Here is a 17,534-nt window from a genome sequence, read left to right on the forward strand (position 1 = left end):
CGCACGCCCCCACCGGCCTCTTACCTCCCACTCACGGGAGGGGCTGGACCGGAGGACGAAGTCTGGAGGGCCGGCACCGCACCCGACACACAAACGCCCGCCGCCAGGCGCAACGGCGAACAAGCCCGACGGCGGGAGAGACGGGTACGTGCGGGGCGCCGCAAAGCGCGCAACGGCGAGCGAGCCCCGCGGCGGGACAGACGGGTACGTGGGAGGCAAAGCCAAGCGCAGCGCCCCGCGGATCCGCAGGTGAAAGGCACTCCGAAACCTTGGTATGGTTGTCCACGTCGCCGCGGGAAACGCCCCGCGAAGATCACACCTAGTCCGGGTGGCGGAATGGCAGACGCGCTAGCTTGAGGTGCTAGTGCCCTTTATCGGGCGTGGGGGTTCAAGTCCCCCCTCGGACACCACTGAGAACCCCTGGAAACCCCTGGTTGACCAGGGGTTTTCTGCATTTCTGGGGCGTCTGGGAGGCGCGTGGAGGGATGGTCGCGGGGGATGTCGGAAATTATCCGAAAAAGAGGCTCCTGACCTGTTCCATACCCTTTCGTCGGGAGTATCCTGAAGACCGGCCTACGGGGCGAGCGAGGGAGTCCGATTGGAGCGGACCTCGCAACGAGGACTTCGGTTCTCGCCGAGGACGCGAGTGAAGGTCGGGCTGAGAGGCTGAAAGGTCATGCGGACCGGACGGCGACCCCCAAGCACCTGATCCGGACCATGCCGGCGAAGGGAGCCCACCTCGTAGGTCTTTGATGTGCGCGCAGGGGGTGGCACCCACGGGGGTCATGTGGCGCGGATCAGGTCGGCGCACTTCTCGCCGATCATCATCGTGGTGATGCACGGGTTCACGGCCGGCAGGAACGGCATCGCGGAGCCGTCGGCCACCCGCAGTCCGCTGACGCCCTTGACCCGCAGTTCCGGGTCGAGCGGGGCGGCCGGGTCGTCGGGGGCGCCCATGTGGACCGTGCAGGCGGGGTGGTAGACGGTGTTGTGGGTGGCGCGGACGTAGTCCAGCAGCTCGGCGTCGGACCGGGCGGAGGAGCCCGGCGCGAGTTCCGGGCCGGCCCAGTCGGCCATCGGGGCCTGGGCGACGATCTCGCGGGCCAGCCGCAGGCCGTGCAGCATCACCCGGACGTCGTGCTCGTGGGTGAAGTAGCGCGGATCGACCCTCGGCTTGTCGCGGAAGTCCCGGGTGCGCAGGCGCACGGTGCCCAGGGAGCGGGCGCGGGTGACGTTCGGGGTGAGGCAGAAGGCGTTCTCGGAGGTGGGGTAGCCGCGGCGGTAGGTGTTCAGGTCGAACGGCACCGAGCCGTAGTGGAACATCAGGTCCGGGCGGTCCAGGCCCGGCTCGGTGTCGACGAAGATGCCGATCTCCCACCACTGCGTCGACGAGGTGACCATCGGCTGCTTGGCCTCCCACATGATCACGCCCTCCGGGTGGTCCTGGAGGTTCGCGCCGACACCGGGGGAGTCGAGCAGCACGTCCACGCCGACGTCGCGGAGGTGGTCGGCCGGGCCGATGCCGGAGAGCATCAGCAGTTTCGGGGTGTCGATGGCGCCGCAGGAGACGATGACCTCGCGGCGGGCGCGTACGCCGTGGGTGCGGATCAGGTCCGGGGCCAGGTAGTCCACACCGGTGCACCGCCGGTCCGGGTCGAAGGTCAGCCGCTTGGCCTGGAGCCCGGTGCGGACGTCCAGATTGCCGCGGGTGCCCATGACGGGGTGGAGGTAGGACACCGAGGACGAGGAACGGGTGCCGTCGGGGCGGCAGTTGATCTGGAACCAGTTGGCGCCGCGGACGACGGTCCGGCCGGTGTTGAACGGGGTGGTGGGGATCCCGGACGCCGCGCACGCCTCCAGCAGGGCCACCCCGCAGGGGTCGTGCGGCGGGACGGTGCGCAGGGTGACCGGGCCGGTGCGGCCGTGGTGGTCACCGGGTGCGTCATTGCTCTCCAGGCGCGTGTAGAGCGGGAAGGTGTCCTGGGAGTGCCAGCCCGTGCAGCCCAGCGCGGCCCACTCGTCGAGGTCCTCGGCGGGTGCCCAGAAGGCGATGCAGGAGTTGTGCGAGGAGCAGCCACCCAGCACCTTGGCGCGGGCGTGCCGCATGAAGCTGTTGCCGTTCTCCTGCGGCTCGACCGGATAGTCCCAGTCGTAGCCGGACTCCAGCAGGCCCATCCAGCGGTCCAGCCGCAGGATGTTGTCGTCGCCGACGTCGCTCGGGCCGGCCTCCAGCAGGCACACGGTGACCGCGGGGTCCTCGCTGAGCCGGGCCGCCACGACCGCGCCGGCCGTGCCGCCACCGACCACGACGTAGTCGAACTCGTCCGCAGGGATCTCTTGGGACATCGGGCCGTCTCCAGTCAGGGGGAGGAGGGAGGGGTGCCCGGGCCGCCCGGCAGGGTGTCGTCGGGGAGCTCGGCGGCGTGCATGGCCAGCACACCGGTCTTCTTGCGCTGGACGAACCAGTAGTAGGCGAAGCCGCCGAGCGCGACGACGCCGATGAACAGGAACGCGCCCCAGCGCAGGTACCAGTGCTGCGGGCCGGTCGCGTTGTAGACCGCGGCGCGCGGCCAGGCGAGGTTGAGGGACATGCCCGCGCCCCACAGCACCGCCAGGACGTTGACCGGGAGCCCGAACCTGCCCAGCGAGAACTTGCCCTCGAGCGGCGTCCAGTTGCCGCGCAGCCGCTGCAGCAGCATCGGCAGCGTCACCGCCAGGTACGCCAGGTAGATCATGATGATCGCGATGCTGGTGATCACCGAGAAGATCTGCGGCTGGTTGACGTTGAGGAACAGGATGCCGACCGCCACCAGCCCGATGATGATCGCGGGCAGCACCGGCGTCTGGAACCGCGGGCTGACCTTGGCCAGCAGCGAGGCGGCCGGCAGGTTGTTGTCCCGGGCCATGGCGAACGCCAGCCGGATGCCCGCGGTGTGCACCGCCAGCTCGCACACCGTGATCGCGATGACCACGCACCACAGCACGATCTGCCCGATCGTCGAACCGAGGGTGGCCAGTACGACGTACTGGAGGCCGTCCACCGACAGCTCCTTGGCGTGCAGGTCCGGTACCGCCAGCAGGGCGAAGAGCAGGATCAGCCCGCCGATCAGGAAGGACGCGATCAGGGCCCGCAGGATCGCGCGCGGGGCGTTGCGGCCGGGGTCCTTGGACTCCTCGCCGAGCGACGAGGCGGTGTCGAAGCCGTACATGACGTACGCCGAGGCCAGGGACGCGGTGAGGAACGCGCCGAAATAGCCGAGGGTCTCTCCCTGGCCGAGGCCGAAGGTGTCGGTGACCGCGCTCGGGCCGCGGGTGACGTGCGCGGCGAGCAGCAGCACCAGGACGATCGCGGCGATCAGCTCGATCGCCACCCCCGCGGAGTTGATCCGGGCCATCAGCTTCACGCCGAAGGCGTTGACCAGGGTGGTGAAGGCGACCAGGACGGTGCCGAGCAGGACGGCGTTGGCGGCCGCGGACTTCCCGGTGCCGTCACCGATGAACTGGAACCACGAGGAGATCTGCGGCAGCGTGACCTGGTAGGCCAGCGCCACCGCGGACAGCGACACCATCGACGCGGTCAGCATCAGCCAGCCGCCGAGCCAGCCGACGTGCGGACCGCCCAGCTGCTTGGACCAGTTGTAGATCGAACCGGCCACCGGATACCGGGCGGCCAGCTCGCAGAAGCACAGCGCCACCATCAGCTGGCCGACGAACACCATCGGCCAGGACCACCAGTAGGCCGGGCCGCCGTGCGCGACACCGAAGTAGAACAGCTGGAAGGTGCCGGTCAGGATGGAGATGTAGCTGATCCCGGCGGCGAAGGTGTGGAAGTTGCCCAGTGTGCGCTTGAGTTCCGGCTTGTAGCCGAGCTCGGCGAGCGAGGCGTCGTCGTGCTCGTGCTCGTCCCCGTGCGCGGGGTCGTTCCCCTGGGCGTGGTCGTTACCGGGTTCCGGGCGGGACGGGCCGGGGCCGGTCATTCGAACCACCTCTGCGGCCGTGGCGCGGTATTGCGCCAGACGTGCTTGGCCTCCTGGTACTCCGCCAGCCCCGCCGGCCCCAGCTCCCGGCCCACACCGGACTGCTTCATCCCGCCCCACTCGGCCTGCGGCACGTACGGGTGGAAGTCGTTGATCCAGACCGTCCCGGCGCGCAGCCGCGCGGCGACCCGGTGCGCGCGCTCGCCGTCCTGCGTCCACACCGCCCCGGCCAGGCCGTAGACCGTGTCGTTGGCGAGCGAGACGGCCTCGTCCTCGTCGCGGAACCGCTCGACGGTCAGCACCGGGCCGAACGACTCGTCGCGGATCACGGACATGTCCGGCGTGCACTCGTCCAGCACCGTCGGCAGGTAGTAGTAGCCGTTGGACAGCGACGGGTCGTCCGGCGCCGAGCCGCCGCAGAGCAGCACCGCGCCCTCGTCGAGCCCGGCCGCCACATACGCCTCGACCTTGGCCCGGTGCTCGGCCGAGATCAGCGGACCGGTGCGGGCGTGCTCGTCGAACGGCCCGCCCAGCCGGATCCGCTGGACCCGCGAGACCAGTTCGTCCACGAACGCGTCGTGCAGGGTTTCCTGGACCAGCAGCCGGGCGCCCGCCGAGCAGACCTGTCCGGAGTGCAGGAAGACCGCCGTCAGGGCGTAGTCGACCGCGGTGTCGAAGTCCGCGTCCGCGAAGACGATGTTCGGGTTCTTCCCGCCCAGCTCCAGGGCGATCTTCTTCACCGTCGGCGCCGCCGCGGCCATGATCCGCCGCCCGGTGAGCAGCCCGCCGGTGAACGACACCATGTCCACCCGCGGGTCCTCGGTCAGCGGCGCGCCCACCACCGGACCGGTGCCCAGCACCAGGTTGCCGGCACCGGCCGGCAGCCCGGCCTCGTCCAGCAGCCGCATCAGGTGGACGGCGGTGTGCGGGGTGAGCTCGCTGGGCTTGAGCACGAAGGTGTTGCCGGCGGCCAGTGCGGGCGCGACCTTCCACGCGGTCTGCAGCAGCGGGTAGTTCCACGGGGTGATCAGCGCGCACACCCCGACCGGCTCGTGCCGCACCGTGCTGTCGGTCTCCGCCATCCCGGTGTCCACCACCCGGTCGGTGCCGCCGGCCGCGGCGAGGTTGCCGAAGTAGCGGAAGCAGTTGGCGATGTCGTCCATGTCGTACTCGCTCTCCACCAGCCGCTTGCCGGTGTCCAGCGATTCCGCCCTGGCCAGCGCGTCCTTGTCGCGCAGCAGCAGCTCGGCGACGCGCAGCACCAGCCGGCCGCGCTCGGCCGCCGGTGTGCGCGGCCAGGGGCCGTCGTCGAAGGCGGTACGGGCCGCGCTGATCGCCGCCGCGGCGTCCTTCGGCCCGCCCTCGTCGACGGTCGCGACCAGCGTGCCGTCCGCCGGACAGCGGATCTCCCGCACCTGCCCGTCGGCCGCTGCGGTCCACTGACCGCCGATGAACAGCTCCGGCATGGTGGTGCCTTTCGTTCTCCGGGCGCTCACGGGGCGGCAGCGCGGGGCACGGCGGACGGTCCGGGGGCGCCCGGCCACCGTCCGGCCGCCGTGCGCACCTCCGTGACGATCACTGCACCGAGCGTAAGACCGCCACCGCGGGTCCGCACGGTACGGAGGGCCGGCGGAGAGCGGCGGGGCCCCGGGTGGGGCCGATGGGGTGACGGGCCGGGCGGACGGGAGAATGGGGGCATGTCCAGCGCGCAGTCAGCAGACGCGGAGCGGCAGGCTCCGGACCCGCACGAGGCGGACCCGCACCAGGGGTCGCTGCACCCGGTCCCCGACGTCGCCGGGTACCTGTCGGGACGCTGGAGCATCGAGCGCACCGTGCACGACCTGCGGACCGGCACCGAGGGCCGCTTCCACGGAACCGCCGACTTCCGGCCCGACCCGGCCGGCGGCGCGCTGCTGCACGTGGAGGAGGGCGAGCTGACCTGGGACGGCACGGCCTACCCGGCGAGCCGGACGCTCCGCCTGCGGCCCCGCCCCGACGGCAGCGCCGAGATCGACTTCGCCGACGGCCGGCCCTTCCACGATCTCGACCTCACCACCGGCCGCTGGACCCCCGTCCACCCCTGCGCCGAGGACCGCTACGAGGGGACCTTCACGGTCCGCTCGGCCGACGAATGGCACCTGGAGTGGCGGGTCACCGGCCCGGCCAAGCGGCAGCTGCTGCGCACGGTGTACCGGCGGCGGACGGACTGAGAACGGCGGTCAGGGCGTACCTCGCGCCCCTATCCTGAGGGCAAGCAGCCGTCCCCCGTAGTTGCGTTACGGGGGACGGCTGTGGGGCGGTGGGTGTCAGAGGCAGGCCTTCAGGCTGCCGGTGGCGGTCACCCCGCCGCTGGTCGCGGTGTAGCTGGAGGCCAGCACCTGCGTGACGCTGAGGTTGCCGGTGCAGGAGGCGTTGCCGTACGCGTCGGCGACGGCCGTGCACACCGTGCCTCCCAGCACGGAGAAGGTCACCGTCGATCCGGGGGTCGCGCCGCTCACGCTGAACGTGGCGTGCGCGAACGCCCAGGGCACCGGCGGGAAGTTCAGCACGTAGCAGGCCGGCTTCGCGGTCAGCACGGGGGTTCCCACGCCGACGTTCACCGTCACGGTGCCGGAGACACCGGTGCAGGTGCAGGCGCCTGAAGAGGAGATCACCGTGGCGGTGACGACGTTGGCCCCGGCCGGCAGCGCACTCGTGGTCACGCTGGCCTGTCCGGAGGCATTGGTGGTGCCGACCCCCAGGGCGCCGCTGGAGGTGGAGAAGAGCACCATCGCGCCAGGAACCGGGGCCCCGTTACAGGTGACGGTGGCGGTGAGGGTGACGGGCTGGCCGGCGGTCGGGTTGGCGGGTGTCGAGGAGACGGTGACCACGCAGGTGGGCGCCGCACCGACGTTGACGGTTGCGGTGCCGGTGACGCCGACGCAGGTGCAGGTGGTCTCGGCGGAGACCACGGTGGCGACGACGACGTTGGCGCCGGCCGGGAGCGCGCTGCTGGTGACGCTGGCCTGGCCGGAGGCATTGGTGGTGCCGGCGCCCAGATTGAGGCTGCCGCCGCCGGAGGTGAAGGTGACGACCGCGCCGGGGACCGGGGTTCCGTTGCAGGTGACGGTGGCGGTGACGGTGACGGGCTGGCCGGCGGTCGGGTTGGCGGGGGTGGAAGACACGGTGACCACACAGTTGGTCGCCGCTGCGACATTGACGGTCACGGTGCCGGTGACGCCGACACAGGTACAGGTGGTGCTGGCGGAGACCACGGTGGCGACGACCACGTTGGCGCCGGCCGGCAGTGCGCTGCTGGTGACGCTGGCCTGGCCGGAGGCATTGGTGGTGCCGGCGCCCAGATTGAGGCTGCCGCCGCCGGAGGTGAAGTTGACGACCGCGCCGGGGACCGGGGTTCCGTTGCAGGTGACGGTGGCGGTGACGGTGACGGGCTGGCCGGCGGTCGGGTTGGCGGGCGTGGACGACACCGTGACCACACAGTTCGATGTGGTCACGGTGAGCGTCGCCACGCTCGTTCCACTTGTCGTGCCGGTGGCAACCACCAGCCCCGACGTGGTCGCGGTGAACGACACGGTCGCGTTGCCGTTGACGTCGGCGACCACCGTCTGCGCCGGTTGCGCGTCGTACGTGATGGTGAGCGTGTCGCCCGCGTTGGCACCGCTGATCGTTGCCGTGAAGGTCTGGCCCGCCGCGACGGTCGACGGGGTCAGGGTGATGATGAGCGCCATGTTTGGACAGCCCCTTTCGAAGGCTCCGCTGGGGAGGTGGGGCCGTCGCGCCGCACAGCCAGAACCCTGTGCCGAGCGCGCTCTCCTGCCGGGGGTGCCCTGAAGAAGCACAGCGGACTGCATCGTGCAGGCAGCCGTCCGTGGTCCCCGCCAGGGGATGGGCACCCACCGTCGGTACCACTCATTGAAGCGAGCGGCCGCACGCGGGACCACGGACGGGACACAAGGCCACCCGATTGGCGGAGCGTGTGTCGGCGTGTCCGTGACGACGGCAGGTGCATATGTGAGGTAAGGGGATTCGGCTCCGCGACCGCCGCTAGTCGTGCGGCTTGACCGCCCGCAGTGCGTACAGCAGCGGAATGAACGGCTCCGACGGCGGCAGCCGCCACCAGCCGTTCTCGGTGGGCACCATGGCGTCGAACCGCTTCCAGGGCAACAGCTCGGTCTCCCGCACCAGTTGGACGGACAGACCGGCTCCGGTCACGGCCGTGATCGCCTCGCCGATACCGTGCCGCCACTCGTAACTGGTGGTGGCGCCGCGCACCGGCGGCCCGTCGGTGTAGGTGTGCGGCGTGTCGCTCCGGAGGGCGCCGCGGCCGCCCAGGTAGTCATGGCGCAGCCGGAGGTCCTGCCGCTCCGGGTCCGGCGTGGGGCCGAGGGCGTCCAGCAGCGGATGGAACTCCACCAGGTAGAACGTCCCACCGGGCCGGAGCAGTTCGCTGACGATCCCCGCCCACGCGGCGAGGTCCGGCAGATAGCACAGTGCGCCCTTGCCCGTGTAGACCACGTCGAAGCGGCGGCCGCCCAGCGCGGACACCGCGTCGTGCACGTCCGCCCGCACGAACTCCATGTCCCGGCCCGCCTCACCGGCCAGCCGCCGGGCCTCCCGCACCGCCGCGGCCGAGAAGTCCAGGCCCACGGTGCGCGCCGCGCCCCGGTCGGCGAACGCGGCCGTCTCGGTGCCCAGATGGCACTGCAGATGCAGCACGTCCCGCCCGTCGAGTTCGCCCAGGTCCGCCCACTCGAACGGCGCGAACCAGTGCTCGGCGGTCCGCGAACCGTCCAGCCCGTAGAACTCGCTGGCCACATGGACCGGGGTGCGGGCGTCCCAGTTGGCCTGGTTGGCGCGGATCATCTCCTCGACGCCGGGAGCTGCCGGCCGCGGCGGTATCCGCCCGCCGTCCCCCTGCTCACCGCTGTCCCCGGATGTACTCGTCACGACGCTCATCCCTCCCTTCTACCGGCCGTGCGGAAGGGCCACCAGAAGGGACGGCCGGAACCGTGCGCCGGTGGCCGTCGAGGACGGTCACCCGGCCCGCGGTGAGCGTCGCCAGCCGTGGTGCCCGGCGGGCGAGCGCGGCGTCCGTGGTGGTCACGACGCAGCAGACCCGCCGCTCGCCCCACAGCCGTACGAACAGCTCCACCAGCCCGGTGCGCTCCCGGGCGTCCAGACCGGCGGTCGGCTCGTCCGCCAGCAGCACCGACGGCCGCTTCACCAGGGCCCGCGCCAGCGCCACCCGCCGCCGCTCCCCTTCCGCCAACTCGGCCGGAAACGCATGGGTTTGAGCTCCGAGACCGACCTCCGCCAGGGCCTCCGCGGCGAGCTCCTGACGGTCGGCGGGCCGCAGCCGCAGCGGGACCAGAGCGCTCGCCACGTTCTGCCACGCGGTGAGCCCCGGGACCAGACCGTCGTCCGCGCCGCGGACCACCCCGATCGACTCGGTGCGGATCCGGGCCAGCCGGGACTCGGCGACGGTGGCCAGATCCGTGCCGTCGAGGACCACGCTGCCCCGGACCGGCCGCTCCCGCCCGCCGAGGACCCGCAGCAGCGACGCCGGGCCCGCCTCCGCCGGACCGTGCACGACCAGCGCACCGCCGTCCTCGACGTACAGCCGGGCGCCGTCCAGGGCGCGCACCGCCACCCCGTCCCGGCCGCTCCGGCAGCGCGTGGTCACGCCGGTCAGGTGGTACATGGTGCGCTCTCCTCCGGCCGCCGGGTGGGCCCGCGACGCGCCTTCGCCGACCGTAGGAAAGGGGTGTGACCGGACGATAAGCGGTGGGTGAGAGCGTGATGAGAATCGTCGGCGCGGCGTGCGCCCGCTGCCGGGGCCGGGCGTCGCTGACGAGACGTAAGAACCCTCGTCACTCACCTGCAACAGCCGCCACTCATAGGTATGTTGGACTGCGCGGCGTGGTCGTTCCGACACGGAACGGCGCCGTTGCCGCGCCATGGCCGAGGGCTGTCGAAGCGACGGGGAAATGTCGAATGAGCCAAGAATCAGCACCGCAGTCCAGCACCGTCGATGTCACCGTCCCGAGCGTCGCGCGGATGTACGACTACTACCTCGGCGGCAAGGACAACTACGCCGTCGACCGCGAGGCCTGCGAGCAGCTGAGCAAGGTCGTGCCGAGCACCCAGGTGCTGGCCCTCAACAACCGCCGCTTCCTGCAGCGGGTGGTGCGCTGGCTGGCCACCGAACACGGCATCCGGCAGTTCATCGACCACGGTTCCGGCCTGCCGACCCAGGACAACGTCCACCAGGTCGCCCAGCGCGTCGACCCGGAGACCCGGGTGGTGTACGTCGACAACGACCCCATCGTGCTGGCGCACGGCCGGGCGCTGCTGGAGGAGAACGCCAACACGGCGGTCATCCAGGCCGACATGCGGGACACCGACGGCATCTTCGGCAGCCCGGAGGTCGAGCGGCTGATCGACTTCAGCCGGCCGGTCGCCGCGCTGTTCGTCTCCGTGCTCCACTGCATCCCGGACACCGACGATCCGGGCGGTCTGATCAAGCGGGTCGCCGACCGGCTGGCCCCGGGCAGCTTCCTGGTGGTGTGCCAGCTGGTCAGCGAGGACGCCGCGACCCGTGACTTCGTCACGAACTTCATGGCCGAGCAGACCCACGGCCAGTGGGGACGGGTGCGCCAGGCGCACGAACTGGCCGGATTCCTGGAGGGGTTGGAGATCCAGGAGCCCGGGCTGGTGGAGGTCTCGACCTGGAAACCGGACGCGGACATCGGCCCCAAGCAGCTGACCCTGGAGTGGATCGAGTACGGCGGGGTCGCCCGCAAGGTCTGACGCACCGGGCCCGGACGGCGACGAGCGGCGGGGCGCCCACCGGGCCCGGACGCCGCTCGTCGCCGCATCAGACCTGAGTGAGCGGTATCAGATCTCCTTGAGCATGCGCTCCAGCATCGCCAGCGACTCGCGCGGCGATTCCGACTGGGCGCTGAGGCGGTCCATCACCGCCAGGTAGTGGTCGACGTCATCGCGCTTGTCCAGATACAGCGCACTGGTCAGCTGCTTCAGATAGACGATGTCCGGCAGATCCGGCTCCAGGAAGCGCAGGATCGTGATCGGACCACCGGCCGCCGCCAGGCCGCCGAGGCTGAACGGCGCGATCTGCAGCGTGACGTTCGGCAGCTCCGACATCGTCAGCAGATGTCTCAGCTGGCCCGCCATCACCTCCCGGCCGCCCAGCGGACGGCGCAGCGCGGCCTCGTCGAGCACCGCCCACACCCGCGGCGCGTCCGGCAGCGTCAGCAACTCCTGCCGCTGCACGCGCAGCCGCACCCGCCGATCGATCTCCTCGGGCGTCGACCGCGGATGGCCGAGCTGCGCCACCGCACGGGCGTAGTCGGCGGTCTGCAACAGGCCCGGCACGAACTGCACTTCGTACGTGCGGATCACCGACGCGGCCTCTTCCAGGCCGAGATGGGTCTCGAACCAGCCGGGCAGCACATCGCCGTACTGGTGCCACCAGCCCGGACTGCTGGTCCGCCGGGCCAGCTTGAGGAAGTCGTCGCGGACCGTGTCGTCCGTGACGCCGTAGAGCGTCAGCAGATCGGCGACGTCGCGCTCCTTGCAGCTGACCCGGCCGAGCTCCAGGCGGCTGATCTTCGCGTGGGAACCGCGGATGGCGTCCCCGGCGGCCTCGCGGGTGACGCCGGCGGTCTCACGCAGCCGGCGCAACTGCGTGCCCAGCACGATCCGCAGGACGGTCGGCCCGCCCCTCGGATGGTCGAGATACCGGCGCAGGGACGCACCGCTGCTCGGCTGCGCCTCACTCATGCTGACTCCCTGACTCCCCTGAGTGGTCGGGCGAACGCCCAGTGTCCCATCGCGCCACGTGTTCGTACAGTCAGGGCGACTATCCGAACGACATATGCGCCAATCTCTGCGGCATATGCCGCCGGTGCGTCAGACGAGGTCGTCGAAGTCGCCGTCCTTGGCGCCCTGGACGAAGGCGGCCATCTCGTCGCGGGTGTAGATCAGAGCCGGCCCCGACGTGAACCGGGAGTTGCGCACGGCCACCCCGCCGTCCGAAAGAACGGCCAGCTCAACGCAGTTGCCGCTGGGATTGCTGCGGCGGCTCTTGCGCCACACGACGCCCTCGATGCGGGTCGCCTGCATGCCGTTGGTCACCGACTCCATCAGACCTGCTCCCTTGCTGGAGGACATCCCTCCGACCGATCCCGAGCCCGCGATCACGTTGGCGTGAACGAGCCCCTGAGCGACCGTCCTTACCGATGTAATTGCAGATGCACTTGCATCGAGCGACGGCTGCCGAGGATATTAACTCTCCGAGGCAGTCCGGCCCAGCCCCGTAAATCGCCCTCGCGGAGACGTTGATGACCGCTCATCCGGCAGAGACCGTGTACGACGCCCTTGGAGAGGAAGCGTTAGAGGAGAGCTGGTGGATGCCCGCCCCCGACGGATTCGCCGCCTGTGCCCTCAGCAGCTCCGCGCAGACCGTGGCGGAGGCCCGCCGCTTCACCCGCTCGACCCTCACCGGCTGGCGACTCGCCGCGGACGTGACCGAGAACGCGGCACTCGTCGTCACCGAACTCGTCAGCAACGCACTGCGGCACGGCCTCCGTACGGGGGAGCCGGACGCGGCGCCGGTCGCCCGCGGGTTCTGCGTGGTGCCCGCGCCGGTCTGCCCGGCCTGGCTCGCCCTGACCCGGCAGGAGACCGCCGTGCTGTGCGCCGTCTCCGACGCCGGCACCGACGCACCCGTCGTGCGCACCCCCGACCCGCTGGCGGAATCCGGCCGGGGGCTGCACCTCGTCGACCGGCTGAGCGACGCCTGGGGCTGGACCCCGCCGGACCACTCGGGCAAGACGGTGTGGGCCACGGTGTCGCTGCGCGGCTGAGACGCCGTCGCCCGGGCCCTCCGGTGCGCCCTGTGTGACCATTTCCGGGTCGCCGTCATCCGACCCGAAGGCCCGAGGCACCGATGGATCTGCTGTCCCTGCGGTACTTTCGGGTCGTCGCGCGCCGGGAACACATCAGCCGCGCCGCCGAGGAACTCCGGGTGGCCCAGCCCTCGGTGAGCCGGACCATCGCCCGCCTCGAAGCCGAACTGGGCCTGCCGCTCTTCGACCGGCAGGGCCGCACGATCCGGCTCAACCGCCACGGCGCCGCCTTCCTCGCCCGGGTGGAACGGGCCCTGGCCGAACTCGACGACGCCCGCCGGGAGATGGCCGACGCCGCCGGACTCGACAACGGCAGCGTCACCATCGCCGCGGAGACCCTGCTGCCGCTCACCGAACTGCTCGCCGGCTTCCGCGCCGCCCACCCCGCCGTGACCGTCCGCTGCTTCCAGTCCACCCCCGACCTGATGCGCGAGCACCTGCGCACCCGCGAAGTGGACTTCTGCGTCGCCTCGCAGCCGCTGACCGGGCCCGGGCTCGGCGCGGTGCGACTGCTGCACGAGGAGGTGCTGCTCGCGGTCCCGACGGCGCATCCGCTGGCCGGCCGGGAACGGGTGACGGTGGCCGAACTCGCCGACGAGCCCTTCATCACCACCCGCCCCGGACACTGGCAACGCGCCCTGCTGGACCGGCTGTTCGCCACCATCGACCGCCGCCCGGTCATCGGCTGCGAGGGCGACGAACCCGGCGCCACCCACTTCCTCGTCATCGCCGGCCTCGGCATCGGCCTGATGCCCTCCATCGCCCGCGCCGACCTGGCCGCCGCCCCGCTGGCCTGGCTGCGCATCGACGCCCCCGACTGCGCACGGGTCCTGAGCCTGGTGCGCCGCGAGGACGGCTACCTCTCCACGGCGGCCACGCGGTTCCGCGACCTCGCCGTCACACACTTCGCCGAACGGGCCCGGCGGGCGCGCGGGATGCTCTAGGGGGCGAACGGCCCGGTGCCGTACCCGTGCAGGGTGATCGCGACCTCGTGGGCCGAGGGGCAGTCCGCCGGCGAGGGGAGGAAGTCCCGGCAGCCGGCGGCCAGTTGGCGCAGCACGCCCTGCTGGCAGGCGAGCGCCAGCCGGTCCGCCTCGACGGCCGACAGCCGCACCCCCGGCCGCAGCTCGACATGGACGACCGGCCGGGACTCCAGCTCACCGCCGGCCGGCGCCACACAGAACCCCTCGATCAGCCCGGCCAGCGGATTGTCCTCGTACAGCCCGTGTGCGACGTCCTGCGGATTGATGATGGCCCCCAGGGAAGATGCCGAAAACGTCCGTCCATGCGTCATCGACATACTCGGGGCCCGGCGCGGGGCCGTCATGAGCTGAGCTACTCAGGTGCCCGGGTGAGTACCCCGGCCGGACACCGCTACGCCTCCCCGGCCGCCGGGTCCGCCAGGCCGAACGCGGACAGCAGCCGTTCGGCCGCCAGCGTCGCGGTGATCTCGCCGTCCCGCACCGCCCGCTCGACGTCCGGACCCAGCCTGCGCACCTCGGGATGCTCCTGGAGGCGGTCGATGAGCCGCTCGCGGACCATCGACCAGGTCCAGTCGACCTGCTGGGTACGGCGCCGCTCGGCCAGCGCACCGGTCGATTCGAGCAGCGTGCGGTGCTGCTCGACGCGTTCCCAGACCGCCTTCAGGCCGGTGCCCTCGCGGGCGCTGCAGGTCAGCACGGGCGGCGTCCACACCGCGTCCGCCGGCTGCAACAACCGCAGCGCACCGGCCAGTTCGCGGGCCGCGGACCGGGCGTCCCGCTCGTGCGGCCCGTCCGCCTTGTTCACCGACACCAGGTCCGCCAGCTCCAGCACGCCCTTCTTGATGCCCTGGAGCTGGTCGCCGGTGCGGGCCAGGGTCAGCAGCAGGAACGTGTCGACCATGTTGGCCACGGTCGTCTCCGACTGGCCGACCCCCACCGTCTCCACCAGCACGACGTCATAGCCCGCGGCCTCCATCACGACGATGGACTCCCGGGTGGCGCGGGCCACCCCGCCCAGCGTCCCGGACGTGGGGGAGGGGCGGACGAACGCCGCCGGGTCGGTCGCCAGCCGCTCCATCCGGGTCTTGTCACCCAGGATGGAGCCGCCGGTCCGGCTTGACGACGGGTCGACGGCGAGCACCGCCACCCGGTGCCCCATCCCGGTCAGCAGCGAACCCAGCGCGTCGATGAAGGTCGACTTGCCGACACCGGGCACCCCGCTGATGCCCACCCGGCGGGCCGCACCGGAGTACGGCAGCAGCTCCACCAGCAGCCGCTGGGCCGCCGCCCGGTGGTCCGCACGGGTGGACTCGACCAGGGTGACGGCGCGGGCGATCCAGGCCCGGGAACCCGCCCGGACCCCCTCGGCGTACCGTTCGACGTCGATCGTCGCAGGCATGACCCCCCGCTCTACAGCTCGTGGCCGAGGACCGACGCCAGGTCCTGCACCAGGTCGTGCGCGGCATCCGGGATGACCGTGCCGGGCAGGAACACCGCGGCCGCACCCATGTCGCGCAGCGGCTGCACGTCCTGCGGCGGGATCACCCCACCCACCACGATCGTGATGTCCTCCCGGTCCTCCGCCGCCAGCGCCTCCTTCAGCGCCGGCACCAGGGTGAGGTGACCGGCGGCCAGGGAGGACACCCCGACGATGTGCACGTCCGCCTCGACCGCCTGGCGGGCCACCTCGGCCGGGGTCTGGAACAGCGGGCCGACGTCCACGTCGAAGCCCAGGTCGGCGAAGGCCGTGGCGATCACCTTCTGGCCGCGGTCATGGCCGTCCTGGCCCATCTTGGCCACCAGGATGCGCGGCCGGCGCCCCTCGGCGCGCTCGAACTCGGCCACCAGCGCCCGGGTGCGCTCCACACCGGAGGAGGGGCCCGCTTCGTCTCGGTACACACCCGAGATCGTACGGATCTGGCCGGAGTGCCGGCCGTAGACCTCCTCCAGGGCGTCCGAGATCTCCCCGACGGTCGCCTTGGCCCGGGCCGCGTCCACCGCCAGCGCCAGCAGATTGCCCTCAAGTCCCTTGCCGGGACCGGACTTCGCCGCCGCGGTCAGCGCCCGCAGCGCGTCCTGGCAGGCCGCCTCGTCGCGCTCGGCCCGCAGCCGCTTCAGCTTCTCGATCTGCTGCGCGCGCACCGCGGAGTTGTCGACCTTGAGGACCTCGATCTCCTCGTCGGTCTCCACCCGGTACTTGTTGACGCCGATCAGCGCCTGCCGGCCCGAGTCGATCCGCGCCTGGGTACGGGCCGCGGCCTCCTCCACCCGCAGCTTCGGGATGCCCGCGTCGATCGCCTTGGCCATCCCGCCGGCCGCCTCGACCTCCTCGATGTGCTGCCAGGCCCGGCGCGCCAGGTCGTACGTGAGCTTCTCGACGTAGGCGCTGCCGCCCCACGGGTCGATCACCCGGCAGGTGCCCGACTCCTGCTGCAGGAACAGCTGGGTGTTGCGGGCGATCCGCGCCGAGAAGTCGGTGGGCAGCGCCAGCGCCTCGTCGAGGGCGTTGGTGTGCAGCGACTGGGTGTGGCCCTGGGTCGCCGCCATCGCCTCCACACAGGTACGGGTGACGTTGTTGAACACGTCCTGCGCGGTCAGCGACCAGCCCGAGGTCTGCGAATGGGTGCGCAGCGAGAGGGACTTGGGGTTCTTCGGCTCGAAGCGCTGGACCAGCCGGGCCCACAGCAGCCGGGCCGCGCGCAGCTTGGCGATCTCCATGAAGAAGTTCATGCCGATCGCCCAGAAGAACGACAGCCGCGGCGCGAACGCGTCCACGTCCATCCCGGCGGCCAGCCCCGCCCGCAGGTACTCCACACCGTCCGCGAGGGTGTACGCCAGCTCCAGGTCGGCCGTCGCGCCGGCCTCCTGGATGTGGTAGCCGGAGATCGAGATGGAGTTGTAGCGCGGCATCTTCTGCGAGGTGTACGCGAAGATGTCGGAGATGATCCGCATCGACGGCTGCGGCGGATAGATGTAGGTGTTGCGGACCATGAACTCCTTGAGGATGTCGTTCTGGATGGTCCCGGCCAGTTTCTCGGGCGGTACGCCCTGCTCCTCGGCGGCCACGATGTACAGCGCCAGCACGGGCAGCACCGCGCCGTTCATCGTCATCGACACCGTCATCTTGTCCAGCGGGATGCCCTCGAAGAGCTGCCGCATGTCGTAGATCGAGTCGATGGCGACGCCCGCCATGCCGACGTCACCGGTCACCCGCGGGTGGTCGCTGTCGTAGCCGCGGTGGGTGGGCAGGTCGAAGGCGACCGACAGGCCCTTCTGACCGGCCGCCAGATTGCGGCGGTAGAAGGCGTTGGACTCCTCCGCGGTGGAGAAGCCGGCGTACTGCCGGATCGTCCAGGGCTGGTTGACGTACATCGTCGGGTACGGACCGCGCAGGTACGGCGCGACGCCCGGGTACGTGCCCAGGAAGTCCACGCCCGCCAGATCGTCCTCGGTGTACAGCGGCTTGACGTCGATGCCCTCCGGCGTCTCCCACGTCAGGTCCGCGAGTCCCTTGCCGGTGGCCGCCTCCACGGCCTGGGCCCACTGCTCCGCCCCGGCCGCGCCGTCCGCCGCGGCCGCATCGCCCAGCTCGACGGTGCTGAAGTCCGGGATGGCGCCGGGCTGTTGCGTTGCTTCCTGCATCT

At 71.5% G+C, this 17,534-nt stretch carries 15 protein-coding genes and 1 tRNA gene; 5 read left to right on the forward strand and 11 right to left on the reverse strand.

All coding sequences use genetic code 11. The annotated features are described in order from the left end of the window. Positions 1–322 precede the first annotated feature (322 nt). A tRNA-Leu gene (locus tag V2J85_RS38110) sits at positions 323–410 on the forward strand. A gap of 373 nt (positions 411–783) precedes the next feature. Here V2J85_RS38110 and V2J85_RS38115 read toward each other — a convergent pair. From V2J85_RS38115 to V2J85_RS38125, 3 genes are read right to left on the reverse strand one after another with little or no spacing between them, the layout of a single operon-like run. After that, a complete protein-coding gene (locus V2J85_RS38115; protein ID WP_330824135.1) occupies positions 784–2,346 on the reverse strand; it encodes a GMC family oxidoreductase in 1,563 nt (520 codons plus the stop codon). A 14-nt stretch (positions 2,347–2,360) separates the two neighbouring features. Beyond that, entirely contained in the window at positions 2,361–3,977 is a 1,617-nt protein-coding gene (locus V2J85_RS38120) for an APC family permease (RefSeq protein WP_330824136.1), read from the reverse strand. After that, positions 3,974–5,443: an aldehyde dehydrogenase family protein gene (locus tag V2J85_RS38125; RefSeq protein ID WP_330824137.1), complete on the reverse strand. Its 1,470-nt coding sequence runs from the start codon at positions 5,441–5,443 to the stop codon at positions 3,974–3,976. Before V2J85_RS38125 ends, V2J85_RS38120 begins: the two co-directional genes overlap by 4 nt. 231 nt (positions 5,444–5,674) lie before the next feature. Here V2J85_RS38125 and V2J85_RS38130 point away from each other — a divergent pair, with 231 nt between their 5' ends. Continuing rightward, positions 5,675–6,187 (forward strand): DUF6314 family protein, encoded by a 513-nt coding sequence (locus V2J85_RS38130; protein ID WP_330824138.1) that lies wholly within the window; start codon positions 5,675–5,677, stop codon positions 6,185–6,187. A gap of 96 nt (positions 6,188–6,283) precedes the next feature. On the opposite strand, the gene V2J85_RS38135 is transcribed toward V2J85_RS38130, so the two are convergent. From V2J85_RS38135 to V2J85_RS38145, 3 genes are all read right to left on the reverse strand, one after another. Further along, the gene (locus tag V2J85_RS38135; protein ID WP_330824139.1) at positions 6,284–7,705 is read right to left on the reverse strand and encodes an Ig-like domain repeat protein; all 1,422 of its coding nucleotides are present in this window, start codon (positions 7,703–7,705) and stop codon (positions 6,284–6,286) included. A gap of 316 nt (positions 7,706–8,021) precedes the next feature. Next, positions 8,022–8,840 carry a class I SAM-dependent methyltransferase gene (locus tag V2J85_RS38140; protein WP_261957348.1) on the reverse strand — a complete coding sequence of 273 codons (819 nt, stop codon included), beginning with the start codon at positions 8,838–8,840 and terminating at the stop codon, positions 8,022–8,024. A gap of 55 nt (positions 8,841–8,895) precedes the next feature. After that, entirely contained in the window at positions 8,896–9,678 is a 783-nt protein-coding gene (locus V2J85_RS38145; protein ID WP_330824140.1) for an ABC transporter ATP-binding protein, read from the reverse strand. A 293-nt stretch (positions 9,679–9,971) separates the two neighbouring features. Here V2J85_RS38145 and V2J85_RS38150 point away from each other — a divergent pair, with 293 nt between their 5' ends. Continuing rightward, positions 9,972–10,787 carry an SAM-dependent methyltransferase gene (locus V2J85_RS38150; protein WP_261954790.1) on the forward strand — a complete coding sequence of 272 codons (816 nt, stop codon included), beginning with the start codon at positions 9,972–9,974 and terminating at the stop codon, positions 10,785–10,787. An 87-nt stretch (positions 10,788–10,874) separates the two neighbouring features. On the opposite strand, the gene V2J85_RS38155 is transcribed toward V2J85_RS38150, so the two are convergent. Then, positions 10,875–11,780, reverse strand: a complete 906-nt coding sequence (locus V2J85_RS38155; protein WP_330824141.1) for a helix-turn-helix domain-containing protein — start codon at positions 11,778–11,780, stop codon at positions 10,875–10,877. A 129-nt stretch (positions 11,781–11,909) separates the two neighbouring features. Further along, positions 11,910–12,143, reverse strand: coding sequence for a DUF397 domain-containing protein (locus tag V2J85_RS38160; RefSeq protein ID WP_030815120.1), 234 nt, complete (start codon positions 12,141–12,143; stop codon positions 11,910–11,912). Positions 12,144–12,409: 266 nt separating this feature from the next. On the opposite strand from V2J85_RS38160, the gene V2J85_RS38165 reads away from it, so the two are divergent. Together V2J85_RS38165 and V2J85_RS38170 are read left to right on the forward strand one after the other, a co-directional pair. Beyond that, the gene (locus V2J85_RS38165; protein ID WP_261954788.1) at positions 12,410–12,865 is read left to right on the forward strand and encodes an ATP-binding protein; all 456 of its coding nucleotides are present in this window, start codon (positions 12,410–12,412) and stop codon (positions 12,863–12,865) included. 83 nt (positions 12,866–12,948) lie between these two features. After that, the gene (locus V2J85_RS38170) at positions 12,949–13,851 is read left to right on the forward strand and encodes a LysR family transcriptional regulator (protein ID WP_330824142.1); all 903 of its coding nucleotides are present in this window, start codon (positions 12,949–12,951) and stop codon (positions 13,849–13,851) included. Here V2J85_RS38170 and V2J85_RS38175 read toward each other — a convergent pair. The 3 genes from V2J85_RS38175 to scpA form a co-directional block, all read right to left on the reverse strand. Continuing rightward, on the reverse strand, positions 13,848–14,201 hold the full coding sequence (locus tag V2J85_RS38175; RefSeq protein ID WP_261954786.1) for a coenzyme f390 synthetase: 354 nt from the start codon (positions 14,199–14,201) through the stop codon (positions 13,848–13,850). The genes V2J85_RS38170 and V2J85_RS38175 overlap by 4 nt on opposite strands. A gap of 80 nt (positions 14,202–14,281) precedes the next feature. Continuing rightward, positions 14,282–15,289 carry a methylmalonyl Co-A mutase-associated GTPase MeaB gene (gene meaB / locus V2J85_RS38180; protein WP_330824143.1) on the reverse strand — a complete coding sequence of 336 codons (1,008 nt, stop codon included), beginning with the start codon at positions 15,287–15,289 and terminating at the stop codon, positions 14,282–14,284. A gap of 11 nt (positions 15,290–15,300) precedes the next feature. Further along, positions 15,301–17,532, reverse strand: coding sequence for a methylmalonyl-CoA mutase (scpA, locus tag V2J85_RS38185; RefSeq protein WP_330824149.1), 2,232 nt, complete (start codon positions 17,530–17,532; stop codon positions 15,301–15,303). Between the last annotated feature and the right edge of the window lie 2 nt (positions 17,533–17,534).

Source organism: Streptomyces bugieae, assembly GCF_036352915.1.
Classification (GTDB): Bacteria; Actinomycetota; Actinomycetes; order Streptomycetales; family Streptomycetaceae; genus Streptomyces; species Streptomyces endophytica.

Coding starts and splice junctions, on each gene's coding strand:
- V2J85_RS38115 (WP_330824135.1), bottom strand. CDS start 2,346: ATGTCCCAAGAGATCCCTGCGGACGAGTTCGACTACGTCGTGGTCGGT.
- V2J85_RS38120 (WP_330824136.1), bottom strand. CDS start 3,977: ATGACCGGCCCCGGCCCGTCCCGCCCGGAACCCGGTAACGACCACGCC.
- V2J85_RS38125 (WP_330824137.1), bottom strand. CDS start 5,443: ATGCCGGAGCTGTTCATCGGCGGTCAGTGGACCGCAGCGGCCGACGGG.
- V2J85_RS38130 (WP_330824138.1), top strand. CDS start 5,675: ATGTCCAGCGCGCAGTCAGCAGACGCGGAGCGGCAGGCTCCGGACCCG.
- V2J85_RS38135 (WP_330824139.1), bottom strand. CDS start 7,705: ATGGCGCTCATCATCACCCTGACCCCGTCGACCGTCGCGGCGGGCCAG.
- V2J85_RS38140 (WP_261957348.1), bottom strand. CDS start 8,840: ATGATCCGCGCCAACCAGGCCAACTGGGACGCCCGCACCCCGGTCCAT.
- V2J85_RS38145 (WP_330824140.1), bottom strand. CDS start 9,678: ATGTACCACCTGACCGGCGTGACCACGCGCTGCCGGAGCGGCCGGGAC.
- V2J85_RS38150 (WP_261954790.1), top strand. CDS start 9,972: ATGAGCCAAGAATCAGCACCGCAGTCCAGCACCGTCGATGTCACCGTC.
- V2J85_RS38155 (WP_330824141.1), bottom strand. CDS start 11,780: ATGAGTGAGGCGCAGCCGAGCAGCGGTGCGTCCCTGCGCCGGTATCTC.
- V2J85_RS38160 (WP_030815120.1), bottom strand. CDS start 12,143: ATGGAGTCGGTGACCAACGGCATGCAGGCGACCCGCATCGAGGGCGTC.
- V2J85_RS38165 (WP_261954788.1), top strand. CDS start 12,410: ATGCCCGCCCCCGACGGATTCGCCGCCTGTGCCCTCAGCAGCTCCGCG.
- V2J85_RS38170 (WP_330824142.1), top strand. CDS start 12,949: ATGGATCTGCTGTCCCTGCGGTACTTTCGGGTCGTCGCGCGCCGGGAA.
- V2J85_RS38175 (WP_261954786.1), bottom strand. CDS start 14,201: ATGACGCATGGACGGACGTTTTCGGCATCTTCCCTGGGGGCCATCATC.
- meaB (WP_330824143.1), bottom strand. CDS start 15,289: ATGCCTGCGACGATCGACGTCGAACGGTACGCCGAGGGGGTCCGGGCG.
- scpA (WP_330824149.1), bottom strand. CDS start 17,532: ATGCAGGAAGCAACGCAACAGCCCGGCGCCATCCCGGACTTCAGCACC.